This is a genomic window from Candidatus Diapherotrites archaeon, from assembly GCA_030688545.1.
In the GTDB taxonomy this organism is placed as follows: Archaea; Iainarchaeota; Iainarchaeia; order Iainarchaeales; family VGJJ01; genus VGJJ01.
Genome location: JAUYHT010000002.1, coordinates 220,569 through 244,784 on the forward strand (window position 1 = coordinate 220,569; position 24,216 = coordinate 244,784).

The following is a 24,216-nucleotide window of genomic DNA, read 5'->3' on the forward strand; positions in this document are numbered from 1 at the left end:
CTTTTTTCTAAAAAGGCCGAATGAAACTGAACCCTTTCAATTCCCGTCCCAATAGGCCTTAAAAAAGCCCTGGGGGTGGAGTGGAGTATATGCCCCCATCCCGCCTCCAGAAATGGATAGGTCATTCCCTCTTCCCTTTTTTCTATTTGGGCGGCCTCCTCCTCCTGGGGTTGTTGACCTTTTTTGGTCCGCTTCAGTGGATATTGGTTGGGTTCAATATTCTCCTCCTTTACATTGCGTGCTTCTTCCTTCTCAGTTATTTCGAGTGGGAGACCCAACCGGTGCCAACGTTAGTCAAATGGCCCATGCTGAGCATCCTCATCCCCGCCTACAACCGGGGAGAAAGTCTCCGCACCTGCCTCCAACACGTGCTCGCAATGGAGTACCCGGGAAAGAAAGAGATCATCGTGCTCAATGATGCCTCCACCGATCAAACACGGGAAATACTGAAAACGTTTGAAGGAAAAATTCAAATCATCCATTTCAAGAAGAACCAAGGGAAAGCCCGCATTCTCAACCATGGGTTAACGCTCGTGAAAGGGACATTCGTCGCGGTCATTGATGGAGACTCTTATCCAAGAAAAGACGCCTTCCTGTATGCCATCCCCCATTTGGTCACCCAGGAAAAAATAGGGGCCGTCACCACCATCGTGCGCGTGCACAACAACCATGGATGGTTGCCCCGCATCCAGGAGATGGAATATTTCCTATCCTTTGGTCTGCACAACAACATGCTTTCTTCTCATGATGGGGTGTATGTAACCCCGGGACCATTCACCGTATACCGAAAAAAAGCCCTGGACGAGATGGGGGGCTATGATATCCACAACATCACGGAAGACATGGAGATTACCTTCCACCTGCACGCCATTGGATACCAAGTACTCGTGGAGCCCCGCGCGCAAGTATATACTGATGTACCTGATACTCTTCCCAAGCTCTGGCGGCAGCGCAACCGCTGGAGCTATGGCAGCTGGCAGACCATGTTCAAATACCGAAAAGAACTCTTCTCTCCCACCAAATCATTCTTCTATTTCTTCTTCCCCCAGCGCCTCATCATGGAGGGGAGTTCGGTCATATTTCTCTTCATGCTTATCCGAATGGGGGCTGATGCCTTCAACCAAATCACTCAAACCTATTTCTCATGGGCCTCCATAGGATTTGAACAGATTGCCGTACCATCATTCTATGTGACGGGAACCCTTTTCCTGTATTGGACCCTCATCCTCATGTGGGTGGTGCTGCTGGCCCTCGGCATTCACATCGCCCGGGCCTCCTTCGATTGGCGATCCCTTCCCAGCCTCATCATATTTGTCACGGCCTATGGCCTATTTATCATCACTGTGCAGGCCTACAGCCTCGCCCGCGTGGTAATGGGGGGAAAACAGGCATGGTGAATATTTATGCCCGCGCGCTCCTCCTCACTATCCTAATTGTGGGGGCATGGGTGGTATTCTCGTATTCCTTCGAGGGCCAACGCAATGCCGATTTGCTCTCCCAAATCGATTCAGTCATAACCCAAGAGGCAGCTACAAGATCCTATCTGGATTACCTCGAGAGCAGAGGAGAGGAGGAACGCTATTGCCAAGTATTTCAGACCCACATCCAACAGCAGAATGAGAAACTCTTCCCCTTGCTCGCGTCCCTCGAGGAGGCCAGCCACAATGCCCTCGCCAATGATTACATCAAGGTTCGCCAGCGATTCCAATCCGCCAATGCCCAATTATTCTTTTCTCTCAAACTATACCAAATCAAATGCCCGTCATCCGAGGCGCTGCAGCGACCCATCCTCTATTTTTTCCCCGATAACGCCCCGTGCTCGGATTGCCTTTTACAATCCCAAATACTGGATGACGTGCGCGATACCTGCAAAACACCAATCCAAATTTTTGCCTTTCCTGTGAAGGGGGGCATTGAGACGGTGGATCTTTTGGTCACCGATTACCAGATTACCCATACTCCTTCCCTGGTCATCGATGACGTGGTTTACCCGGGCGTCCAAACCCGTACCGCTATCCAGGAATTATTGGCGTGCTGAAGGGGATGGTTTATTTAGGAGCCTTTCTTCCCCTCGGAATGGTTTTCCTGGAATCCGGGGAAGTGATGCTATTATTCATCGCGGCGTTAGGATATATCCCTGTTGTCTGGACATATCGCCACAACCCGGAAACCAAACTCTTCACGTGGGGGTATTCCCTGCTCCTTTTGGGATTAGTATCGGCCATCCTGGGAACATTTCTCTGGCCAACCATTTTTGAGATCCTCGAACATGGAATGGGTATTCTCCTGCCCGCCATCCTCTTTTTCCTCTACGCGCAACGAAATTACCACAAGAGCGTCTTCCTCCGAAAGAAGATGGAAGAGCTGGATGACGGGAGCTGAAACGAATGATCGACCTCATCCTCGCTACCGACATCCTGGCGGTGCCCCTGTTCCTGGGTGCCTTCATCTACGCCTGGAAGAGTGTGCCCCACATGGAGGAAAAGATTGCCTATTGGGTCATATTCGCATTCGGGATGCTCACCATGTTCGGGTGGAACCTCGCGCTCGTGCTTGAAACGCTTGGCTACGCCGCTCCCATCGTGGCGGCCTGGAAAATCCCCATCATCGCCAACGCCATCACCAACCTCATCATCTGCTCCATCCTCGCCTTCATCGACTATGCCCGGCCATTCGATTAAAAATCTAAAATAATTCAGGACCAGAAAGACCCAAGCAGAATTGAACATGGTCCAGTTTCGATTGGACCAACCGAAGACTACCATCGAGGATTCTTCGAATCCTCAGTAGGCCCGGGCAGAGTTGAACTGCCGTCTCGACCGTGTGAAGGTCGCGTGATAGCCGTTACACTACGGGCCTATATTTTACTCAAAAGGAGAAAGGCGACATTTATTCCCCCTCCCATATGAAAACCCAACAAATAAGGCTTATAAAAGGGCGCGGCGTACTGGCCTCCATGCGGAAAGGCATCCTCATCCTCGCGTTGCTCGTGTTTAGTGGAATGGTCTGGGCCCAAGAACTCACCTTAATTGGCCCCACTCACGTCCCCACCCTCATCCCCTTCACCTTTTTCACCGATCTTCCCCCCACGGACCAATTCAGCGAAGCTACGGTATACCTGGACGAACAACCCGCCGCCACCGCCTACCCAAGCGGTCATTGCGCAATCCTTCCTGAATGGGTGGGAAACGTTCTCTCGTGCACTATTTTCGACCGCGACCCCTCTTCCACGGGGGGATTGACTATGGTTTTCGTCCACTCCGGGTTCGCCAAGGGAGACCACCGCATCCGCGTATCCACAACCGGGAACACGAGCGCCACCCAGGAATTATCAATCATCTCCGAGGATGTCCTGGGGGGAACCACCCTGGATAGTTTGAAAGCCAGCATGGTGGATGTGGAGAACCGCCTGCTACAAATAACCAATTCCTTAGATGAGTATACGATTACCATTCAAAACCTGCAACTGGAATTGAACACCAATCAGCAGATAGGGGAATCCCAAAGAAATAATCTGCAGCAATCATTGGATGACGCTCGCATACAATTGGAATCCCAGCAAGGAACCATTGATGGTTTGAATGCTCAATTGCGCGCGGTCGAAAAAGAGGTCGCCAAATCATTCAAGAATCCTTTCGCAGGAGAGGAAGAAATTAACGCCCAATCGACAACCCCCCCACCCATTGTTCCAGACGATGATGAAAACAACCCTCCCGCCACGGGATTCGTTGTTGGTAACAATGCCCCCCTCATTGGACTCGGAATCCTTATTGTGGCGGGCGCATTGGTCCTATTCCATTTCCGCGGACGCCTCCCTTCAATCGGAAAAAAGAGTGGGCCCTTCTTCGAAGGAAGCATGGATGCCCTATTCAAAGGCGTTCCATCTCGCGAGGATTCTTCTCTCACCCCGCGCCGGTTCGCCAGCATATCCAGAGAGGAAGCCCGGCTGAGGAATGACGTGGAAACCAACCCTCCCGAAAAAGTCAATTTCTCCGAATTGATCCGAAAAGAACGGGACTAATTTTCCACAAAACCCCCCTCCTCGTTTTAATTCCTTCCAACCCATTCCATGATACGCAGGGGTACCGAAGTGGACAAACGGAACGCGTTTAGGCCGCGTTGGCTTAGTGCCTTCGGAGGTTCGAATCCTCCCTCCTGCATGCCCAAATTCCATTTGGGCGTTCGGAATTAGGGAGGTTTCACAGAAACCTCCCGGCTAACTAGTTTTCGCCAACCTTTTCCCAAAAGGTTGGTTCTGAATCCTCCCTCCTGCATCGAGGGTCTTGTTCCTCGATCCCGCTCACGTGTTATGTTTTCTGAGGACAGAAAAGTGTGTGTTTAACCTAATCTTTTAATATCATGCCAAATGGCATTCAATTACAGACATTCATCCTTTATCAGAAAAGGTCCTTTAGTCGTATACTCGCGGCCGCTTGTCTATTTTAGTCACCAAAACTATTTTCTCTGGATGTTTAACTTTGTAAAGAGCGCGATAGCCCCCAATCCTGAAGCGATGAACGGGTTCGCCGTTATCCCTGGTAATAAATTTTGAATCTGAAGGAAATGGATCTTCAGATAGACGTTTTAGCCTTTCAATAATACGTTCTCGAAGATGTTTGTCTAACTTATCAAGAAACTTTTCCGCATGCTGCGACAAATGAACAGCATAGATACTATATCAGCCTCTTTGTCTTTCCTACTTTCAAATCTTTTTCAGCTTCCTTAATAGACTCTACATCATCATCAGTTAATACCAGATCAAAATCTACCAAGCGTCCTTTAATGAAGTCTAAGTCGCTACGAATATTTTTGAGTTCTTTCAAAATCGCCTTCGTTTCCGTTTCCATAATAATTATCTCATACTTTTGACTTAAAAAACTATACACCAAAAAGACCTTTTCAGACTGATTTTATTAGGTTGTTTTGAAGCTTTATCTCACCATTTTTTCATTATTGTAAAATAACCCCCCTGACGATGGAAGTAATTAAATTCCTGAAATACTTCTGATGTCCATGGCCGCTGATCAAACCAATGCTGCGAATCAATTCATAACTAAAAATATGAAAACGATCGAAATGGCCGCTTTTTATGTTCGAAAACAATTATCTTCATTCAGGTTAACCAAAGAAGACCTAATCAGCATGATTACATTGAAGATTATTCGAAATTTCACTTTTGTTGCCGATAGAGGCACACCAAAGGCTTACATTTTTATTATTGCCAGACATCTCATAGTCGATACTTTACGTAAGAAAAGAATACGCATTAAACCAACATCATTCTCAAATATCGCAACCGATATTAGCTTGGAAGACCAATTCGAAACAAAAAAAGAAAGCGGATTGGATCCGGAAACACGAGATTGGTTGATTCAAAATATTATGCAACTACCATATCCACATCGCACCGTATTATTATTGAAATACGAAGGGATGACTAATGTGGCTATCGCCCGCCACCTTGGCATCCGGGTGAATCCAATAGCCAAGGGATACCATCTTGTGAAAAAAGCACATCAAATATTGCGTGATCATTTAGAGAAAAAAAAAGATCCCTTTTTCCTGGACCAACAGAAGCCCCGTAAAAGAAAACCTGGCCCAAAACGATTAGGAAGACCGCGCAAACCTACAAGATAGTATTCTTAAATCGTCCCCTTCCCAGTTGAGATGGAATTATGTTGCCCGTGTGGTGTAGTCTGGATAGCATAAAGGCTTCCGGAGCCTTTGACCTGGGTTCAAATCCCAGCACGGGTGTTTTTAGGGATTTGGAGAAAGGTGTCGCCAATATTGTTCCCTGGGCAATAGAGAGTTTATTCCAACCCCTCACGAGTATTCTTTTAATCGTTCGAATATCCCAATAGGGTATGCGTCTGGAAGACCTTTCATTCCAAACCGGAGAAAACGTATACGCCCCCCGGGAAGACTCCTGGCTGCTAGCTCACGCGATATTGAAAAACAAAAAGATCGTGCGCGGGAAGAAATGCCTCGATATGGGCTGCGGGAGCGGCATCCAGACCGCCGCAATGCTCCTGGTGGGAGGAAAAGAGGAAACCTATTCGGATATCGCCCCGGAAGCCTTGCACGCAACTGCTTCCTTGGTGGAACGATATTTCCCCAGCGCCAAAACCAAACCCGTGCAGGGCGATCTATTCCAGCACGTGAAAGGAACATTTGATGTCATCGCCTTCAACCCCCCCTATGTCCCCTCCACCACCATCCGCTGGCGCGACACAGATGGAGGAAAAAAAGGACGTGAAATCATCGATGCGTTTTTGGAAAAACTTGCCGACCACCTGAAACCGGGCGGGCATTGTTTTCTCCTCCAATCCAGCCTCAACATTCCCGAGATGACCGAACAGAAAATGAAAAAATTGGGAATGACTGGGAAAATCATTGCCACCCAAAAACTCTTCATGGAAGAACTCCAGGTGTGGCACCTCCAGATCTGATCCTGTTAGAAACGTCAGGGGGTTCCAATGTCTACACAGCAGCCCATAATGCAGACTGGGTGGCCTTGACCAGAACCTCCGAAACCGCAATCCTGATTGGTGGTGCAGCCGGGAGGACATCTGCTTCGGCAAGGCTCCGGGTTGGGGACGCACTGGCACCCCGCGCACACATATCCCGAAGAAACCGTCGTCCCATCTGGACAAACGACTCCAAACGTCCCGGAACCCGCGCAATCGCTATCCGCCTCGCACACCTCGTTGTTCCCCGGATCCAAAACCCCATTCCCGCAGAAGCCCATACCCTGATAGATGGAGATATCCGATACCCCATCACAAGGAGCGGTGGGAAAGCATTTCAGACCCGCATCCCCTACTAGATTACCATTAGGTCCGGAAGGGCCGCCATTCCTCGAACAATCGGGATTGCATGTACCATCCTGGCATAAAATAGTTCCGGGAGAGCATGATCCTGTATCACAATACTGGCAGAAAGAGATATCGAACCCCGTGCACGCGTTATTGCAACCCAATTCCCCATTGCACAATTGGATCCCTCCCTCGGTGTAGAAATCCGTGCAATCCAACCAATCCCCAAGATTCGTCAAATCGCAGGCTTCTGTGATGCCCCCGCTCGCGGAACCATCCTCGATTCGATAATCGCCACAATATTGGTAGGTGAAGGTGGTGTATCCTCCTGTACGGGCACATACGACCTCAGCGATAACAAATTCATTGGGGTCATTTTCCAATCTCCCATTGAAGCAGCTCCATCCCCGAAGGTCAGGGAGGACCCCGGAGAGATTGTATTGGTAGCCACTATCATTAGGAAAATCCACCTCAGTGCTGCATGAACCGCTGATCGCGTAAAAATCCGTGGGACACACCGCTTCGCAAAACTTATACCGTGCACCCGAGGATCCATCACATGCCTGGGTGATGGTAATAATATCGTCTTCTATTTCCTCGGCTGAATGACCGAAAAAAATAGCTTGACCCGCGGCCAGAGCCAAGGTTACCAAAAATAGGATAACGATTCCCGACATGGGCCATTTGAAAATTTGAAACCAATATTTCATGGACTCACCTTCAAACAGATTACCTGCGCCCTCAAGAAGCTACTCGGGCCATGGGAGCCATCCGAACACTCCCAAAATTTTTGATTCGTGGACGCATCAGTAAGACCAAAGGCCTGGTACGCATAGCCAGTGAAAGAAATACAATTGCCACCGACCGCGACTTCGTCCGGCAGGATACAAGTAGCACGGCAGGGATTCCCGGCACCCGATGCATACCCTTGGAAATTGGTGCAATCCGTATCATATACAACGGTTTTCAATGCGATTTCATCTGGAGAATGCCCGAAGATCCGGGGGATATTAGTGCCATAAGCGGCAATCACCACTGCCAAAGCCACAACCAATACCCCCACTAAATGCCAACGCATGGCCGCGGGCGAATAAACCATTTAATTGACCTCCATGCACTTTACTTCCGCGATGAATTTCCCGTTAAGATATCCAACGGTCGGCCAAGACAAATCCGTGCATTCCCACCGATAATAAGAAGAAATCCCCATCTTCCAATAAACCCACCCCGCCCCATTGATGCAATTTCCACCCACGGCAACCTCATTTCCCAATTGGCAATCCGCATAGCACTGCGGGAAATTACTTCCAGAGCAATCCACCTGGTATGAATTGAACGTATATTCTATTTCATTTGAGGGGTGACCCATTTTAGCGGGATCGCTGTTTCCGCAAAAAGGGTTATTGGGGTCTGGACAATACCCCTGCACTAATACCATTATTCCGACCATCCCCAATCCAATCAAGATGATGGATGGGAGTATTGGGGATTTCAAAAAGAAGGGAATTTCCATCATACCGGGGACACGAATCCCCAATTAAAAACCGCTGCCTGTAAACGTTATCAAACCCTTTAAATGCCCTCTGGGATCCTATTCCGACAGACCTACTATGGGATCAAAGGAAGAGATTCCAATTGTCACCTCAAAATAACACCTCATGATGCGATTGAAGCACGGATACCCAAGCGGTCTAAGGGGCCAGGTTCAGAACCTGGTGGCTTAGTGCCTTCGGAGGTTCGAATCCTCCTCCGTGCATGGCCCGTTCCGTCGGGCCGCTGCGGAGTTAGGGCTCCCTAGCAGGAGCCCAGACAAAAAGAATCGAAATGGCCTAATTGGCCACTCTCTCGGGGTATTTTTGTATTCGAATAAAAAAAATAATTGAAGCAGGTTTCCAAACCTGCTTCAAGAGAAATCGAAAACAGTATCTTTTACGGCCATATACGTTTTCCCATCATATATAAAATCGATTTCTAGATAAACCGTGCTATCTGGTACGAATCCCTCATCGAATTCCAACCTTATTTCTTTTCCGAGAAATCCGTAATCCGAATCGATAACGATGTTATTCCATTCTTTGATAAGATCCGTTTTTACTGTTTTGAATTTCGAGTCATAATCTGAATCATAAACCCTGGCATTCAATAGTCCCTCGGCTCGGACTAATTTCCCTTCTTTATTTTCAGGTTGAATAGTAACCTTGATTCCATCCACCTCTGGATCGGCATCCCAGTTATCCATAGACGCGGACCAGATTGATAATGTCGAGACTTCAGGTTTAGATTCCTGCTTAGACGGTGCAGAGGCTTGAGACACCGTATCGTTTTCTCCACTTGAAGCCGTATTTTCAGTGTCAGAATAGGTTGGTTTACTTGTGCACCCGGCAAGGAATAACATCGCGACCAATAATACCCCAACATAAATTTTGAATTGACTCATTTTTTCTCCTCCTTTTTTCCACCCCATCACAGGCTCATTAGATTTTATTTTCATTTTTCATCCTTCACCTTATTCTTTTTTTTAAATTCAATATTTCCTTTTTCAGATAGGACTTCTTTACGTTCTTCGTATTCCTCTTTGGTTATTTCCCCATCTGCATATTTTCGTTTCAATACGATCAGCGGTGATTCAATGCTTGTAGTAGCAGGCGTGTTGTTGACAACAGTGACCTGCTGGATCTGTTGGGTTACCCCCGCCACGATTTTTGCTGGATCTTCAGCTAATGTAGCAATTTTCCATGTTTTACCAAACATCCACAAACCAACCGGAAGTCCAATAATGGTTAGGCAGGCTATCAAGGCTAATATGACCCAAAGCAAGGCCACCCACCATCCAATTAAAATAAACCAAATAACCCGGACTACCGTACTTGCCATTCCCTGGACACCTCGTAAGCCCAGAATACCTCAATAGTATATAATCCTACGCTCATTCTAACGCCGCTATTTAACTCCATAAAAAGCCGTTCCCAGAATGTGGGACCTGGTTTCATTTGTACGGCGGGGGAGGCTACGGATGCAGATTTTGGAGTCCCTCATTCGGCCAAATAACCCCACGGATCTGGCCAAGCGCCTCCACTCACATCGCCCCACCGTTTCGATGGTGATCCAAGACCTCCAGGCCAAACACCTGGTGAAGCGCCTCAATCCTGAAGAGAAGAACGTAAGCATCTACACGATAACCCCAGAAGGGGCGCGGGTGCTCAAGGCAGTGCAATCCATGCGCTATGCCGCGGATGAAGATAAATAGACTTGTCCAATTCTTTTCGAACTCATACCTGGGTTACCCCATCTGGCCCATTGGATCTTGAACAGGAAAGTCATCCTCCCTCGAGGACATTTCATTTAACCAAGAAAACGATGGAAAAAAAATGTTCAATATTGCGGTAAAATCAACTATCTTCCAATCTAATAGTTAGTGCCGCCAATACCTTACAACCGCATACACCAATGCCACGATGATAAGCAATACCACCAACACGTCAACAAGGGCTTGGTGCTGAGCAACGATGAAATAGTTTTCCTGCAGGGCATAACCGAATGACGCCAGGAAGAGATTCCACATCCCCGCGCCCGCGATGGTCATGGCCGCAAACTTCCCGGGAGGCATGTTGCTCATCCCGGCCGGAATGGAAATGAGATGTCTTACCACGGGAACAAAACGGCCAATGAATACCGTGGCATGCCCCCGCTTGGCAAACCAATCCTCGACCATACGCAAATGTTTCCGTTTCAACCCGAAAATTTCCCCGTGGCTCACGATGAAGTCCCTTCCGAAATATTTTCCGGTGTAATAGGAAACGAAGGAGCCGGCCAGACTCCCCAACGTTGCAAACCCAACAACTAGAACGAAATCAAGATTCCCTTTGGCCGCCGCCCACCCTGCAAAAGGCATCACCAATTCGCTGGGAATGGGAATGATCATGGATTCCCAAGTCATCAGGATGAATATTCCAAAATACCCCGTGGTCGCAATGAGGACGGCGAAGGATTCGGCAAGGACCTCGAACACCATGCTTTCCCCACCCTTTTGGGATTGAAAAAGGGAGAGGGTGAGAAGGCTTTTAGGGGGATATTAGCCCACTATATAGGCGTGATGATGACGTAAACCCCAGCTGACACCAGATGATGAATTAACTCACGTCTGAACGCCAATCTTTTTAAAAAAAAGATTGATCAAAAGAAACTTTTTAGAAAAAAGTTTCATCAAAAAACGACCTTTTTGAAAAAAACGAATTTGGAAAAAAAACTAAACCAGGAAGTCATGTTTTGGCTTTAAAAAAAATCTCCCGAAAAGGGAACTGACATCCTGGCCCCCCATTCTTAATCCTTAAATAGGGGGAATCATTTTCATTTGCCATGACCCTCACCCTCTCCTTCGAGAAGAAGGATATCCCCCTTTTGGTGAATGGACTATCACATTATCCTTCGCTCCCCACCCCCTCCCCCTATGAGAAGGCGCGGCACACCGTGGGGGTGTGCCAAGTCACATTATACACGAGCGGGAAAATAGTTATTCAAGGGAAAAATTCCCTCATCGAAAAAGAGGTGCGACAAACCATCCAGGAATGGGTGGGGGAGGATGGGGAACTGATATTCGGGCTCGATGAGACGGGGAGGGGAGAACTCAATGGTCCATTAGTGGTAGCGGGAGTGCTTGGAAAACGAAATGCCCTGCGCGGAATCCGGGATTCCAAGAAAACAAAGGATGTTCCTGCGCGTTACACCGAAACCACCGGAAATAGTTGGCTACAAGCGAGCGTGAGCGTGAACGCGACGGCTGTGGATATCCTGCGGGAGAAGGGATTTACTATGAATGAGGTGGAGGCTATCATCGCCGAACACCTGCACGCGCTCACCCAGAAACTCTTTCCAGAAAGCCAAACCATCATGGATGGCGCACCCTTGAAACGCGGGTTGCGTGGCATTGTTTTCCGAGAAAAAGCGGACGACATCGAACCCAGTGTGAGCGCGGCGAGCATCATCGCCAAACACTTGAGAAACGAAAGTGGGGATACGGATGAAAGGAAGACGTGGAAGCGGAAGACCCAATAATCGGGGCGGGAAATCTCCCCGTAAAGGAAAAAATGGGAAGAAAAACCTCTTTCCTCTACGGAAGGTAGGAGAAGGGGAGGGTATATTTGAAAGGAGGGAAAAAAGGTCAACCTATCTGCGAAAATTATTCGATTCATATCGGAAAAAACCTCCAAATTGGCATACCGAGAATTTGGACCTCCAGAATCGGAAGAGAATACTATTTGAGCGACATGAACTCCAATTGACTTATGCCATTTTTGAATCTGTTAATTCTCTATTCTTAAATAAAAAAGATCTAAGGGATTTAGCTAAAAGGAGATTGGAGACCATTGTCGATTTGTGCCGGATAGAACAGAAGATCTATCTGTCCTTATTATTTAGGAATCAGATTAGAAGTAAAGAAGACATCACCAAGTACCGACAAATTGTAAGGGAGTTGTATTTCAAGGAAATAGCTTTTACAGAGCGCTTGCATAACCGCATATTATTCGAAAGGCACGTGCGCGATCTAATTGAGGATTATAAGGTTAAACCAAAGTGATTCCCCGCCCGAGTTCGGCTATCTCTTTCTCAGTCAATTTCCATTTTTTTACGCGTTCTCCCAAGATAGCACTCCCCCCATCCGGGTCCAGCACGCGCACGGTGAAAGGGGTTTTCCCCTCTCTGAATTGTGTTACAATCTCCCGCACCGCACGGGCATTGTTTTTTTCTTCCGCGTTCCCATTCCGGATGAATGAATCCAAAACCATTTCCACCCGCTCGAGCAACCCCTCTATGTTTGTATAGAAACCCTCCGAGACCATCCCGGGTTCCATGCGGAAACCAATTTGGGGAATTTCAACCGTTCCGGAAGAATTTCGAATGAGTTTGGCGGAAAGCCCTTTCTCGTCCTTGATTATTATTTCAAAACCCATGGGTTGGTTGAATTCAAGGCTCATTACATCAGAAAATCGAAATCCACAATGCTCGCATATTACTGTTTGGATCATCATCTTCCCAAAATGGGGAACTTTTTCCACGAGCTGAACGATTTTAGCTCCCTTCCCACACTGAGGGCAGGGGGTTGTCACGAGGGAGGAAGACTCATGAGGATGGCCGCGAGGCATACTCACGCCTTCTTCTTCCGTTTCTTGGTCCGGACTGTGATTCTCTCCTCGATTGGAAATTCCGGGTTGGAAAGGGGTTCGGGGGGCATGATCCGCACGCTCTCGGCAGGAGGTTGAATGTATTGGGCGAGCCGCGCAATGGCCCGCTCGAGATCGTTCAGACGCGAATGAATTTGGGTGAATTTGATGGTGGTGGATTGTACATGCGCGTCCAACTTGGCTGATAGGTTAGGAGAAACAATATCCCCACCCTCCGTATAATGAGCGGCTGGAGGAATGAACGCCACATTCACGTGGCGACGCTTCTTTGGCAGAGTGGAGATGAACCAATTGGCCACCCCCAGCATGAGGATGGAGAGGATGAGTCCGATGGTAAAGGGCTCCATGTATATCCCTATCCATGAGCAGCGTTTAAAGGCCTTAGGGAAAAAACCGTCTGAACAACCCCATTTGGGCTGCCTGCACCTCGGCGAGGGATACTCTTTTTAGGGCGGCCACGCGCGCCCCCACCTCCACGATTAAAGCGGGGGTTCCTGGTTTTCCCGAAAAGGGAATGGGGGCATCCGTCTCCAGGCCAATGGATGCCAATGGCATCTCTCGGATAAAGGCATCGATATGGGGGGACGAAAGAATGGTGGGACCCACGGTGCACACCCAATTCTTCTCGATGAGTATTTTGGCTTGGGAGGAAGAACCATTGAACCAGTGCAAGAGCACGTGTTTCGCTTCCTCTTCCACGAGAATGTCTATTACTCGCTGCTTAGCATGCCGGGAATGCACCTCAAGCAATTTTCCCGTTTGATTGGACCAATGAATAAACCGGCGGAATACTTTTTCCTGAACCGCCTGCTGATCGACCGTTTTACCATACAGGAAATCCAACCCCGTTTCACCCAGGAAAGGGGCATCAGGTATCATCTTTTCAAGGGTTTCCAATGTGGCATCCACCTGGGACACAGGGACTTGGATGACGTGCTCGGGGTGCCAACCCACCCCCACGAGGGCCTCCGGATAAGGGGTGGCGCGGGCCTTATTTTGCACCCAATTTTGGACATCCACGCTGTTCACCAACCATAATCCCACACCCTCCCGGCGGGCGGCCAATGCATCCTCAGGAAGCGTGGGGGAATCCAATACGTGCGTGTGAAAATCGATCCACGTCACAGGGCTTTCAGGAGTAGTCATATGACTCCTTGGGAAAACGGCGTATTTTAAAGCCGTTCCCCGGCCAAAATGGGGTATGGCCGCATCCCACCCCCAGCAGGAGCGCATCGAGGAAAACCCATCTTCCACTCCACCCAAATCCTCTCCGCTCCAAACTTATTCTCCCTCCCCCACCCCATCAACCACCTCTCCACCCTCCCCGACTCAACCCATTAACCCTCCACCCGACCCAAATCCTTCAGTCCCCCCACTCCCCCATTCTCCGCATCGGGCGCTCATCATCGGGGGAATTCTCATCCTTCTCATTCTCATTGTGGGGGTGTTAGTGTACACCAAGTTTGTGTCCCCTCCAACTAATGGAGTGCCGGATGACCTAACCATGGTCCAGGTCCGGGTGGTGGTGGATGACGCCTGCGATTTTTGCCTGCAGACGAATACTATTCTCGCCAAGCTGGATGAATCCAATATCCGCTACACCACCGAAACCATTAGCCTGCACAGCCCGGAAGGAAAACAGTTGGTCGCTGATTTCGACATCCCCTACGCCCCCACGGCCCTCATCAGTGTCGCGGGTCTGGATCAGAACATCCAGATTCAGGCCGCCCTCCAGGGACGTTTTATTCGGAACCCCTTTCGCATTGTGAATGGGTTTGTGGTGGCGCCCGAACAATATCTCACCAACCAAGCTTTCCCAGTTACGTATACTAGCCCCCCCACCGCCTGCTCCTCATCTCCAGGAAAAATTCCCTTACGCGCCTATCTGGACTTCGGGGAATGCACTCCTTGTGTAGAGGCCTACTTGGTTACCCAGCGGTTGGAAACCAAATACCCTGCATTGGATGTTGAAATAACGCCCATCATGTTTGGTTTCCCCCGCACCCCCGCGCAAGCGGCCGCGGCCTTCGTGAGCAACAAGGGAGCGGTTTGCACCCAAGAAATGGGATTCTTCGAGGATTACCAGGAATGCCATTTCTTTGACTCCCAATTCTATGGAAGCTTGGACCTCAACCGCATGCTCGCCTGTCTGAGTGACGCAGGAGGAAAAAGCCAGGAGACCAAATCCCAATTCCAAACCTGCGTAGGAGATGCGGATGGAAAAGCGGAACAACGACTCGTGGTCCAGACGAAAGAATCCCAGGCCTGGAACCCATCCCCCTGGGTGACGCCCTGGTTTGTATTGGACTGCACCTACGCGTTCACGGGTCACAATGCCATAGAAGCTTACCTCTGTTCTACCCACCCCGAACTGGAAGGATGCACAGCCATTCTAGATGCCCTCTCCATGGATGTCAATGCGGCCAATGACCTGAGTGAACCGGACACCAACAAAAGCCAGCCCCTCGCGGAATGAGGAAAACAGTTCCCTCGTTGATCCCCCAGAAAAATACCCATAATAACCCAATTTTTGAACCCCCAACCCACTTTTCCATATTCCCTTTAATTGGATATTCCACCCCACCCAAGTAGAATGACTACTAACGTCTCCATTGCCTACGCCAATGCCCTCGCCAAATACGAGAATGCCAAAACCCCCTCGGAAAAACTGGCCGCATTAGAAGAGATGCGTTCGCACGCCCCCGCCCACAAAGGGGGGGAAAAGATGCGGGGGGAAATCAACCGCAAGATATCCCAATTGCGCGCCGACCTCGAGAAAGAAAAGAAACAGGCCGCCAAACGGGGAGGGGGGGCCACGCTCGCGGTAAAAAAAGAAGGAGCCGGGCAAGTAGTACTCGTGGGATTGCCTAACGCTGGAAAAAGCACGTTCTTCAACGCCCTCACGGGTTTGACCACGCCAGTGGAAGACTACGAATTTACCACTTCCACTCCCGAGATAGGAATGGTGGACTTCAAGGGCGCCAAAATACAACTCGTGGATTTGCCCCCCATCCTGGAAGGGAGCAGCGAAGGAAAGGCGAATGGGAAGGAAATATTGGCCATTGTCCGAAATGCGGATGCCATCGCCATGATGCTGAACGTGGCCACGCAGGATGAGGATTACCGCATCCTTTCCCACGAACTAAACCAAAGCGGCATCCTCCTCAATCGAAAACGCCCCAACATCCGCATTACTCCCACCCCATTCCCAGGTATTTCCATCACGGGGAAAGAATACCTTCGTATTCCTCAGGAGAAATTCGTTGAATTTCTCAAAGGAAGAGGGATGCACAATGTAGAGGTCATTCTCCAGGAGCCCACGACGCTCGAGAATGCCATCGAATCGCTGGATGAAACATTGGTGTACAAGCGCACCATGCTCGTGTACACGAAAGGAAGCCCCACCCGGCGCGTGGAAACCGGGGAAACCGCTCTCCACATCGCGTGGGACCCCCAAAATCCCCGACCAAATGAAATAGCTGAAAAGATGTTCGAGGTCATCGAAAAAGTCTATGTCTACACCAAAAAAGCAGGAGAAGACGCCTCCAAAATCCCCCTCGTAGCCCCCAAAGGGGCCACGGTGCTTGACATCGCGGAACAAGTGCACAAGGATATCGTGCGCACATTCAAATACGCCAAAGTATGGGGTAGCTCCAAATTCGAAGGCCAGCGGGTCGCCAAAGACTATCCCGTGCAAAACGGGGATGTCATCGAATTCAACTGGTAGTGGCCGTTTTCGTCCGGCCGCACCGAGGGACGAGGGAGGGTTACACCCTCCCGGCGGCCGAAACGACTGGTTCACCGACAACCTACTATCGAGCATGCCACCCGAGGGATTACGGGATTCTTCGATCCCCCGGCGGCCGAAATGACTCAATTATCGGAACCATGATGAATGCATTCGAAAGGTCGACACAAATCCGCGCTTCGACCCTTGCTCACCCTTTTTATTCAGGTTAGATGGAATCCCTTCATGGAGAGCCGAGAGATCATTGCATCCATTCACCAAATTTTTGACCGATTTACCATTATCCCCAACATGCGCGAACACATGTTTCGAGCCGGGGCCGCGACGGCATACATTTGCGACCATTGGAAAGGGCCCCCGTTGAACAAGGATAACATGGTGGCGACCAGCCTCATTCACGATTTGGGGAATTTGGCGAAGATGGATTTCGTGAACCCCAAACCAATTGCCATGTATGGAGATGAACCGCTCGACTATTGGAAAAAAGTTCAAGCGGACACCATCCAAAAATATGGTTCGGCCGACGATCATGTGGTCACCCGAAAAATGATTCACGAATTGGGGGTGAACGCGCGGGTCACATTCCTCATCGAAAACAAGGAGTTCATCAACAATGATTTTGTACTGGCTTCGGATGATTGGGAGCTCAAGATTTGCACGTATGCCGATCAGAGAATAGGACCATACGGAGTGATGTCCCTCGAAGATAGGTTTAAGGAAGTCAAGGAAAGGTACGCCCACCGGAAAAATACGAGTATGACCCATCCTAAAGTGGACCTATTCATTGCATGCTCATTCAAGATTGAAGCGCAGATTGCACCATTACTAGACGTTCCTGTCTCGGCCATCACCGATGCAGCTATCCAACCATATATCGAAATGTATCGAGGTTCGAAATAATATTACCTTCCCACGCGCCCTTTCAAATATTTCCAGCCGAACCGGATGAGCAAAAGGAGGGCGATCCCTCCTAAGAGGTAGGCGAGGCCGGTGATGATATTCTGGGATAAGACGTCATTCTCCGCATCCGGGTTGAATACGCCAGCTACGTGTATTTTTTTTACCAGGGCTTTGGCGGCGGGAACATTTGAATTAACTCCTGCATATTGGCGCTGGTCAAATTGGTTTTGAATCAGGGCCCAGGATTTGTCTAACGCGGCCACGCTGGTTTGATCAACCCAATAGGGTTTGACATCCTCACGCAGGATGAAGGTGGCCGCTTCCTGGAGGGAAATGAACCCAGTGGTGTTCTGGAGGGATGTGTCTTCTCCGTGGATGGAAGTATAAGCCTCTTTCCTAAACAGACGGGTCTCGAGTTCGGCATCGAACGCCGCCACGCGCGTGGGAATGGCTATAGTTTCTGCTCCAAAACGCTGGGCATTGTCAGCGGCGATGGCCGCATAGGGAGAAATAGCTGACCCCAATGTCTGGTTGGCTGAAAGAGGGGATATGAGGGCAATGAACTGGGATTTCTCATCCACGCTTAATCCTTCAGCAGTGGCAATCGCATTCTTGACCTGGGATACCTCCCCATCATACGTCCCCGCCGCATCCTTGAGGGCGTTCAAGCGGGAAAACACATTCCCATATTCATCCGGCAATCGTAACACTTCCTGGGTGTCAATGGTCACTCCCAAAAAAACAGCTTCCTTTCCCGAGAGTAAACGGATATCTTGGGCCCCCTGCCTCAATTCATTTGACAGATCATCCAGTTTGGGCCGGAGCGCGGCCACTTTGGGTTTCAGGGAATTATCATCAATGGAATCCCGCACCACCTCCACGTCGAAACGCTCATTCTCCACCGCGTTGGCCAACTCCTCCAGCTTGGAGGCCGTGGTTAGGGAAATAGTCCACTGCGAGGAACTCTTTAGGAAATCAATCCGTTGCACCCACCATTGAGCGGATAAGAGGTCGGAGCGGAGATTACTTTGAGGAACAATCTCCCCATCTTTGTCGCCTATGGGAATGAGGGTGCGTATTCCGTCATTCTCATACACCCCCACCACCCAATACTTGGCGCTCCCATTCGTCTGGGAAAGCGCCTTGAACACCGCGGCCCGCTCACCGGGTTCAAGATAATGGCCATTCACCACTATGTTTTCAGCATCCAAGGCCTGCAACCCCCACGCTCCAGAAGCCGAAATGATGAACACGGCCATGAGAATGGCATGGAATGCGGTAGCCCCCCCTTTCATAAGCGGAAAACCCCATTATAGGTTATAATTCCTCCCATCCCTTTGTTTTTTCTACGCGGGTTTGTTGAGTTCCAATATCTCTGATAAACCGCCAAAAAAAGGGGTTGTCGTGTATCCGGCCAAAAACCTCCGGCCGCATGGAAGGTAGGGTACCCACTTAAAGGTTGGCACCCATACCTCTCACGGTAACTCCAAACAAAAAAAGGGGTTGTAGTGTAACCTGGTAGCACGGCAGGCTCCAGACCTGCAAATCGGGGTTCAAATCCCTGCGACCCCATTTCCAAATTCTATTGGGGGGATCGGGAGGGAGGGACGACATACTCTTCTCCGGCTTTCTTTTGACCGGGCGCGACTTTTCTTTGAAAAAGAAAAGGGGTGCGTTCCGAATCCCTGCGACCCCATTTCCAAAACATAAAAAAAAGGTTCATCCGGTGCGCGGATTCTCAAATTAAAAGAGGGGAATCATCGCACCCTTCCTGCTCGTTTTTATTTTCGGATAGTAAGAAATAGAGTATGCCCATCCGCGAAGCCACCATAAAAGAAGCGCCCACCGTGCTCGCTTTCATCCAAGAATTCTTCCCATACAAACACATGGATCTCCCCACCCTGGAGCAGAGGATGCAGGATCTGAACATCGCCATCCTCGTGTATGAGGAAGGGAAAACCATCCATGGTTTCGTGGACATCGAGATCATTACTCCCTCCGCGGGAGAGGTGCGGCTGAATGGCGTCGCGGTGAGGAAAGAATCCCAATACCATGGTATTGGGGGACAATTAGTAAAGGCGGCCATCGCCTGGAGCGAAGAAAGGGGAATGACGCGAATGGTTTTGCTAGTGGAACCTACCAATGCGCCCGCCAAACAATTGTACACCATTTTAGGATTTGTATTCGAAAAAGAAGCGCCTCCCATCGAGGGAAAGCCCGTGGAGCAATGGGCCAAAAAACTCCACCCCCCTAAACCGGAATACGTGCACTGATACTGGATTAATACGGTTTGATTACAAAAGACTTGGTTGTGGTTTGTTCACTTAGTATGTTTTAGAAAACAAGGTGTACCATTCCGCAGTCTGGCCGCAATGCCCACACACCCCTTTCTCTGGTTGCTCATCCAATGGGATGCATCGCGAGGTCGCGGTGGTCTTTTCTTTTAGGGCTTTCTCGCACTCGGGACGCCCGCAGAACTTCATTCGAATGATCTTGCGCTGCTGCAAAGCCTCCTCGAAGGCTTTCATGGTGTCTACGGTGATTAGGCTTCCATGGAGGAAGGATTCAGCCTTGGAAAATAGGGCATGATGCATGGCCTCCAATTCGGATTCCACGGCTTGGGTTATCTGGGAAAGGGAAACCGTTTTTTTCTCCCCCGTATCGCGCCGAACAAGGATGCATTGGTCCTGCGCCACGTCCCGCGGGCCCAATTCGATTCGGAGGGGAATGCCCTTCAATTCCCATTCGTTGAATTTCCATCCCGGAGAATACCCGTCGCGGTCATCCACGAACGCTCCAAAAGAAGAGAGGGTGGTCTCCAGACCCCGCGCGGCCTTCAACACCCCCTCCCGGGTATCGGTGAAGAGAATTGGAACAATGGCCACTTTTTGGCGCGCCAGACGGGGAGGGAGAACCAATCCCTTATCATCCCCATGCACCATGACCAAAGCGCCCAACAGACGCGTGGAAATGCCCCAGGAATTCTGGTAGGGAAGATGGGCTTTCTCATCCTCGCCCGAGAACACCGTGCCAAAGGCTTTGGCAAACCGCTGACCCAAATCATGAGAGGTGCCCATCTGCAATGCTTTCCCATCCGGCATGAGGGCTTCGATGGTATAGGTTTCATCCGCCCCCGCAAAGCGTTCCATTTCCGTCTTTCTTCCCGCGATCACAGGTACGGCCAGCAATTCGTGGGACAATTTTTGGTATTCCATGAGGAAACGCAGGGCCTCATCCTTGGCTTCTTCATGCGTGGCATAGGCGCAATGCCCTTCCTGCCAGAGGAATTCCCTCCCCCGGAGGAAGAACTTAGTCATCTTAATTTCCCAGCGCACGATGTTACACCACTGGTTGATGCGCAATGGCAGATCGCGGTGGGATTGAATCCATTTGGCGAACATGTCATTGATGATGGTTTCACTCGTGGGACGAATGGCTAAACGCTCGGCCCCCGCTTCCTCCTTTTCCTGGGCAATCCATGCCACTTCGGGAGCGAAGCCTTCCGCGTGGGATTTTTCCTTATTGAAAAAGGATTCGGGTATGAGGAGGGGGAAATAAGCGTTCTCCACGTCCAACACCTTCAAACGGGAATTGAAATACGCTTGGATATCTTCCCAGAGCCGCATCGAGCCGGGACGATAAACCATGAAACCGTGCACGGGAGAATAATCCGCGAGCCCCGCCTTCAAGACAACCTGGGTGTACCACTCAGATAAATCATCGGCTTTCTTCACGGTGACCCCCACCAGGGTTGGGGTGTTAGGCTTGGGCATACCACCATCCTACTCCCAAAATTCACTTAAATAGGGGCCGGTTTCTCGCGGGCAATGGTACCTGGTTTTTAACTTTTTTTACCCAGGGTTACAATCTGACTTGGGGAAAAAAACGAGGCCATTCCAACTCGGTTATGTGAATTACGCGGATGCATGAATAGAAAAATCTCCTTTTTCATCCCACTCAAACCTATATTCCCCCTCACTAATTTACATCTTCATCCATTTGGAAATGATTAGCCGCCCATTCACCCAATCCTTTTTAATCAATCCTCCACCTCTTCCTGGGAGAGGGGGAGTAGTATAGCCTGGTAGTATGCCACCATGGGGTGGTGGTGACCCCGGTTCAAATCCGGGCTTCCCCATACCCACATTCCAATTAGGGCGTTCGAAATTAGGGAAGGTTCACCGAGGCCTCCCGGCTGACTGGTATCCGTCACCCTTTGAGTCAAGGGCTAATATTTTACTGTTTTCACACGAATGCATCTTCAAATGTGTTAATTTGAAAGTCTGCTTTTGTCAATGGGTCAGAACCGTGGTTTCCAATTAGAACTCCCACGGTTAGTATACCTGCGGATTTGGCTGATTCAACTCCTCGACGTGTATCTTCAAACGCAATACAGTCTGATGCCGATAATTTTATTTTTTCTAAACTATGAGTATATGATTCAGGGTTTGGTTTATCCTCCAGATAATCCTCGCGTGCAACAATAAAGTCAAAAGAAGAACGAATTCCGACGTTTTTCAATACCCGCTCAACAATTAGACGTGTACTCCCTGAGCAGATGTTGCAGCTAACCTTTTTTGATTTATAATAATCCAAAATATCTAAAACACCAGGAAGAGGAGTGTTGATTCGTTGAATAAGCTGGTAATAAAGGTTTTTGTGTTCTTTTAGCACCATATTTGCATCAACCTGTATTCCTCTGGATTTGAAAATATCTCCATAAAAACGCAAATCAGGAATTTGGAAATAATCCATTTTTTCTTCAGGGGTCAAACTAATGGCATACTTTGCCAGGATAGTTTTACTTGCATCAAGGCCTACTTGCTCGGTGTCTACTAAAATACCGTCGAAATCAAAAATGGCGGCTTTTATCTTTTCAGGAAATCGCTTATCCAAAGCCATATTTAGACCTTTTTAGATTGTTTGCTCTTAAGGTAAGATTTGATTATGGATGTTTTACTTTCGTTAATAATATACATGCAATGACGCTCTTCACGCCAGATTTTTATTGAGCTAAAATCTACATCTTGAGTGGCAGGATTCACACCCAGGGGAATTTTTAGGGTGCCAATATCTTCAAAACCAATTGAAAAATACAACCTTTTTGCGCGCTCATTCCAATGAGCAAATGTCAATTCGATTGCATCCGCTTTGGAGTCTTGTGCATATCCCATAAGAAACTGCATACCTAAACGACCTATACCTTTCCCTTGGAAAGCATCTGCGATACATATTCCAAGAATGGGTATTTGTAAGCTTTTACCATTGAAGGAATATTTTTGTGTGATCCTCCATAGGGCCAAATGACCAATCGGGGTGCCAGAAGGAGAGAATATCAAATAGGACGAATCCTTTCCTGCTTCGTGGCCTGCAATGGCCATTCGGTAATCTTCTATTTGTTTATCGGTATCCCACCGGTAAGGGGCAAATAGTTCTTTGGAATTTGCGCTAAGAGTATCCGCAAATGCTTTAAGATATTTTTCGTCACCTCGCTCAAGAGGTCGAACTTCCAGCGATCCAATACAGGAGGGTAAAGTAGACCTCATAGATAGAACTAAACTGCCCCATCACCATCTAAATACTTATCTAGAATGTGATTAATTGACCAAATTTTTCCTATTGGAAAGGTTTACCTCATCCCCGGCCTATAAAGTCCGAACGATCAGGGCACCCTGATCGTGTAGATGCGCATTTCCTGCTCGATGACGGTTTTCCCGTCTTTGGTGTGCTGACGCAGGAATTCCATTATCTCTTTCTGTTTAGCTACGGCCTCCTCGCGCCGCATGAAGGTATTGGAAAATACTTCCAATGCCCATTCTGGGGATTTGAATTGAAAGGGAAGCACGAGTTTGCGCACGGAGACCTTCCACCCCTGTTCCTCGCAGAACGCGGGAAACGTTTGATCGAACGCTTTGGTTTTCAACACATTATCCGGCTTGGTGAACCCTTCCAAATGGGGCAAGTCCCTCTCACCTGATGTAAACCCTATCACGATGGGACATCCTTTTTTGGTTATGCGCACCAACTCCTTGACTATTTTTTCCCATCGAGATTTGGCATAATGAATCACCCACACGCAATACGTGGCATCCGACACTTCATCGTCCAATGGCAATCCCACGGAAGGGGATTTAACAACCTGCACTTTATCGCGTAAACCATGCTCACGGACCAATTTTTGGATGGCCGTCACCGACCAATCGCTCTCCCGAACACAGGTGATAGAGGCCGCTAGTTTAGAAAAAGGCACAACCAACCGACCCGGGTCATAGCCCGCATCGATCACATGCTTTCCAACGATATTGGCCTCTTCAAGGATGGCGGGCAATTCATGTGTGTCGCGCCGAATGCTGGCCTTCACCATCTCGTGCCAGTAGTCCCAGTAAACGGGATCTTTAGGGGTGTTGGGAGGGAATGATGCCATACCTACTACTAGTCAAACCTCCTTAAAAAAAGGTCCAGGAAAAACCACTTGACTTGCGATTTCTAATGATGTGACTTGCCACCCGCTTCACCATAGGTAACATCCCATCCGCTCCTATGTTTCACCCGCCCTATTTTTCACTTACTCCAA

At 49.1% G+C, this 24,216-nt stretch carries 28 protein-coding genes and 6 tRNA genes; 18 read left to right on the forward strand and 16 right to left on the reverse strand.

Going from position 1 to position 24,216, the window contains the following annotated elements:
• Positions 1-89: 89 nt before the first annotated feature.
• The 4 genes from Q8P05_01735 to Q8P05_01750 are packed head-to-tail and all read left to right on the forward strand — an operon-like array spanning position 90 to position 2,681.
• On the forward strand, positions 90-1,397 hold the full coding sequence (locus Q8P05_01735) for a glycosyltransferase family 2 protein (protein MDP2666205.1): 1,308 nt from the start codon (positions 90-92) through the stop codon (positions 1,395-1,397).
• Positions 1,391-2,038, forward strand: coding sequence for a hypothetical protein (locus tag Q8P05_01740; GenBank protein ID MDP2666206.1), 648 nt, complete (start codon positions 1,391-1,393; stop codon positions 2,036-2,038). The genes Q8P05_01735 and Q8P05_01740 overlap by 7 nt, the downstream gene beginning before the upstream one ends.
• A gap of 38 nt (positions 2,039-2,076) precedes the next feature.
• Complete coding sequence (locus Q8P05_01745; protein MDP2666207.1) at positions 2,077-2,382, forward strand: hypothetical protein; 306 nt, start codon at positions 2,077-2,079, stop codon at positions 2,380-2,382.
• 5 nt (positions 2,383-2,387) lie between these two features.
• A complete protein-coding gene (locus Q8P05_01750; GenBank protein MDP2666208.1) occupies positions 2,388-2,681 on the forward strand; it encodes a hypothetical protein in 294 nt (97 codons plus the stop codon).
• A gap of 106 nt (positions 2,682-2,787) precedes the next feature.
• Here Q8P05_01750 and Q8P05_01755 read toward each other — a convergent pair.
• A tRNA-Val gene (locus tag Q8P05_01755) sits at positions 2,788-2,859 on the reverse strand.
• Between the two features lie 97 nt (positions 2,860-2,956).
• Between Q8P05_01755 and Q8P05_01760 the strand changes: the two genes are divergently transcribed.
• Both Q8P05_01760 and Q8P05_01765 read left to right on the forward strand, forming a co-directional pair.
• Positions 2,957-4,021: a hypothetical protein gene (locus Q8P05_01760; GenBank protein ID MDP2666209.1), complete on the forward strand. Its 1,065-nt coding sequence runs from the start codon at positions 2,957-2,959 to the stop codon at positions 4,019-4,021.
• 55 nt (positions 4,022-4,076) lie between these two features.
• A tRNA-Leu gene (locus Q8P05_01765) sits at positions 4,077-4,160 on the forward strand.
• Positions 4,161-4,673: 513 nt separating this feature from the next.
• On the opposite strand, the gene Q8P05_01770 is transcribed toward Q8P05_01765, so the two are convergent.
• On the reverse strand, positions 4,674-4,847 hold the full coding sequence (locus tag Q8P05_01770) for a hypothetical protein (GenBank protein ID MDP2666210.1): 174 nt from the start codon (positions 4,845-4,847) through the stop codon (positions 4,674-4,676).
• A gap of 166 nt (positions 4,848-5,013) precedes the next feature.
• Between Q8P05_01770 and Q8P05_01775 the strand changes: the two genes are divergently transcribed.
• From Q8P05_01775 to Q8P05_01785, 3 genes are all read left to right on the forward strand, one after another.
• On the forward strand, positions 5,014-5,637 hold the full coding sequence (locus Q8P05_01775) for a sigma-70 family RNA polymerase sigma factor (GenBank protein ID MDP2666211.1): 624 nt from the start codon (positions 5,014-5,016) through the stop codon (positions 5,635-5,637).
• A 43-nt stretch (positions 5,638-5,680) separates the two neighbouring features.
• Positions 5,681-5,754 (forward strand) — tRNA-Arg (locus Q8P05_01780).
• 110 nt (positions 5,755-5,864) lie between these two features.
• Positions 5,865-6,449 carry a methyltransferase gene (locus Q8P05_01785; protein MDP2666212.1) on the forward strand — a complete coding sequence of 195 codons (585 nt, stop codon included), beginning with the start codon at positions 5,865-5,867 and terminating at the stop codon, positions 6,447-6,449.
• A 14-nt stretch (positions 6,450-6,463) separates the two neighbouring features.
• Here Q8P05_01785 and Q8P05_01790 read toward each other — a convergent pair whose 3' ends face one another.
• Genes Q8P05_01790 through Q8P05_01800 form a run of 3 tightly spaced genes read right to left on the reverse strand, consistent with a single transcriptional unit; the run spans position 6,464 to position 8,331 of the window.
• Positions 6,464-7,525 (reverse strand): hypothetical protein, encoded by a 1,062-nt coding sequence (locus tag Q8P05_01790; GenBank protein MDP2666213.1) that lies wholly within the window; start codon positions 7,523-7,525, stop codon positions 6,464-6,466.
• On the reverse strand, positions 7,522-7,914 hold the full coding sequence (locus tag Q8P05_01795) for a hypothetical protein (GenBank protein ID MDP2666214.1): 393 nt from the start codon (positions 7,912-7,914) through the stop codon (positions 7,522-7,524). The genes Q8P05_01790 and Q8P05_01795 overlap by 4 nt, the downstream gene beginning before the upstream one ends.
• Entirely contained in the window at positions 7,915-8,331 is a 417-nt protein-coding gene (locus tag Q8P05_01800; protein ID MDP2666215.1) for a hypothetical protein, read from the reverse strand. It abuts the gene before it with no gap.
• Positions 8,332-8,487: 156 nt separating this feature from the next.
• Between Q8P05_01800 and Q8P05_01805 the strand changes: the two genes are divergently transcribed.
• Positions 8,488-8,571: transfer RNA gene (locus Q8P05_01805), tRNA-Leu, on the forward strand.
• A 147-nt stretch (positions 8,572-8,718) separates the two neighbouring features.
• Here the strand turns inward: Q8P05_01805 and Q8P05_01810 are convergent.
• Both Q8P05_01810 and Q8P05_01815 read right to left on the reverse strand, forming a co-directional pair.
• Positions 8,719-9,306, reverse strand: a complete 588-nt coding sequence (locus tag Q8P05_01810; protein MDP2666216.1) for a hypothetical protein — start codon at positions 9,304-9,306, stop codon at positions 8,719-8,721.
• Positions 9,303-9,689, reverse strand: a complete 387-nt coding sequence (locus tag Q8P05_01815) for an SHOCT domain-containing protein (GenBank protein ID MDP2666217.1) — start codon at positions 9,687-9,689, stop codon at positions 9,303-9,305. Before Q8P05_01815 ends, Q8P05_01810 begins: the two co-directional genes overlap by 4 nt.
• 139 nt (positions 9,690-9,828) lie before the next feature.
• Here Q8P05_01815 and Q8P05_01820 point away from each other — a divergent pair, with 139 nt between their 5' ends.
• Entirely contained in the window at positions 9,829-10,062 is a 234-nt protein-coding gene (locus tag Q8P05_01820) for a MarR family winged helix-turn-helix transcriptional regulator (protein ID MDP2666218.1), read from the forward strand.
• Positions 10,063-10,227: 165 nt separating this feature from the next.
• On the opposite strand, the gene Q8P05_01825 is transcribed toward Q8P05_01820, so the two are convergent.
• Complete coding sequence (locus Q8P05_01825; protein ID MDP2666219.1) at positions 10,228-10,827, reverse strand: DedA family protein; 600 nt, start codon at positions 10,825-10,827, stop codon at positions 10,228-10,230.
• Positions 10,828-11,171: 344 nt separating this feature from the next.
• On the opposite strand from Q8P05_01825, the gene Q8P05_01830 reads away from it, so the two are divergent.
• The gene (locus Q8P05_01830; GenBank protein MDP2666220.1) at positions 11,172-11,867 is read left to right on the forward strand and encodes a hypothetical protein; all 696 of its coding nucleotides are present in this window, start codon (positions 11,172-11,174) and stop codon (positions 11,865-11,867) included.
• A gap of 509 nt (positions 11,868-12,376) precedes the next feature.
• Here the strand turns inward: Q8P05_01830 and Q8P05_01835 are convergent.
• The 3 genes from Q8P05_01835 to Q8P05_01845 are packed head-to-tail and all read right to left on the reverse strand — an operon-like array spanning position 12,377 to position 14,140.
• Positions 12,377-12,955 carry a ZPR1 zinc finger domain-containing protein gene (locus Q8P05_01835; protein MDP2666221.1) on the reverse strand — a complete coding sequence of 193 codons (579 nt, stop codon included), beginning with the start codon at positions 12,953-12,955 and terminating at the stop codon, positions 12,377-12,379.
• Positions 12,956-12,957: 2 nt separating this feature from the next.
• The gene (locus tag Q8P05_01840; GenBank protein ID MDP2666222.1) at positions 12,958-13,341 is read right to left on the reverse strand and encodes a hypothetical protein; all 384 of its coding nucleotides are present in this window, start codon (positions 13,339-13,341) and stop codon (positions 12,958-12,960) included.
• A 34-nt stretch (positions 13,342-13,375) separates the two neighbouring features.
• The gene (locus tag Q8P05_01845; protein ID MDP2666223.1) at positions 13,376-14,140 is read right to left on the reverse strand and encodes a TatD family hydrolase; all 765 of its coding nucleotides are present in this window, start codon (positions 14,138-14,140) and stop codon (positions 13,376-13,378) included.
• Positions 14,141-14,195: 55 nt separating this feature from the next.
• Here Q8P05_01845 and Q8P05_01850 point away from each other — a divergent pair, with 55 nt between their 5' ends.
• The 3 genes from Q8P05_01850 (at position 14,196) to Q8P05_01860 (ending at position 17,642) form a co-directional block, all read left to right on the forward strand.
• Positions 14,196-15,470 carry a hypothetical protein gene (locus Q8P05_01850; protein MDP2666224.1) on the forward strand — a complete coding sequence of 425 codons (1,275 nt, stop codon included), beginning with the start codon at positions 14,196-14,198 and terminating at the stop codon, positions 15,468-15,470.
• Between the two features lie 117 nt (positions 15,471-15,587).
• Positions 15,588-16,721 carry a GTPase gene (locus Q8P05_01855; GenBank protein ID MDP2666225.1) on the forward strand — a complete coding sequence of 378 codons (1,134 nt, stop codon included), beginning with the start codon at positions 15,588-15,590 and terminating at the stop codon, positions 16,719-16,721.
• Between the two features lie 246 nt (positions 16,722-16,967).
• A complete protein-coding gene (locus Q8P05_01860; GenBank protein MDP2666226.1) occupies positions 16,968-17,642 on the forward strand; it encodes a hypothetical protein in 675 nt (224 codons plus the stop codon).
• A 2-nt stretch (positions 17,643-17,644) separates the two neighbouring features.
• Here Q8P05_01860 and Q8P05_01865 read toward each other — a convergent pair whose 3' ends face one another.
• Positions 17,645-18,937 carry a hypothetical protein gene (locus tag Q8P05_01865; protein MDP2666227.1) on the reverse strand — a complete coding sequence of 431 codons (1,293 nt, stop codon included), beginning with the start codon at positions 18,935-18,937 and terminating at the stop codon, positions 17,645-17,647.
• 204 nt (positions 18,938-19,141) lie between these two features.
• Between Q8P05_01865 and Q8P05_01870 the strand changes: the two genes are divergently transcribed.
• Both Q8P05_01870 and Q8P05_01875 read left to right on the forward strand, forming a co-directional pair.
• Positions 19,142-19,214, forward strand: a tRNA-Trp gene (locus Q8P05_01870).
• A gap of 236 nt (positions 19,215-19,450) precedes the next feature.
• Positions 19,451-19,915, forward strand: coding sequence for a GNAT family N-acetyltransferase (locus Q8P05_01875; protein MDP2666228.1), 465 nt, complete (start codon positions 19,451-19,453; stop codon positions 19,913-19,915).
• A gap of 51 nt (positions 19,916-19,966) precedes the next feature.
• On the opposite strand, the gene proS is transcribed toward Q8P05_01875, so the two are convergent.
• Positions 19,967-21,415 (reverse strand): proline--tRNA ligase, encoded by a 1,449-nt coding sequence (proS, locus tag Q8P05_01880; GenBank protein ID MDP2666229.1) that lies wholly within the window; start codon positions 21,413-21,415, stop codon positions 19,967-19,969.
• Positions 21,416-21,707: 292 nt separating this feature from the next.
• Here proS and Q8P05_01885 point away from each other — a divergent pair.
• Positions 21,708-21,780, forward strand: a tRNA-Pro gene (locus Q8P05_01885).
• Between the two features lie 107 nt (positions 21,781-21,887).
• Here Q8P05_01885 and Q8P05_01890 read toward each other — a convergent pair.
• From Q8P05_01890 to Q8P05_01900, 3 genes are all read right to left on the reverse strand, one after another.
• Positions 21,888-22,544, reverse strand: coding sequence for an HAD family phosphatase (locus Q8P05_01890; protein ID MDP2666230.1), 657 nt, complete (start codon positions 22,542-22,544; stop codon positions 21,888-21,890).
• Between the two features lie 2 nt (positions 22,545-22,546).
• A complete protein-coding gene (locus Q8P05_01895; protein ID MDP2666231.1) occupies positions 22,547-23,188 on the reverse strand; it encodes a GNAT family N-acetyltransferase in 642 nt (213 codons plus the stop codon).
• Between the two features lie 116 nt (positions 23,189-23,304).
• The gene (locus Q8P05_01900) at positions 23,305-24,066 is read right to left on the reverse strand and encodes a methyltransferase domain-containing protein (GenBank protein ID MDP2666232.1); all 762 of its coding nucleotides are present in this window, start codon (positions 24,064-24,066) and stop codon (positions 23,305-23,307) included.
• Positions 24,067-24,216 lie beyond the last annotated feature (150 nt).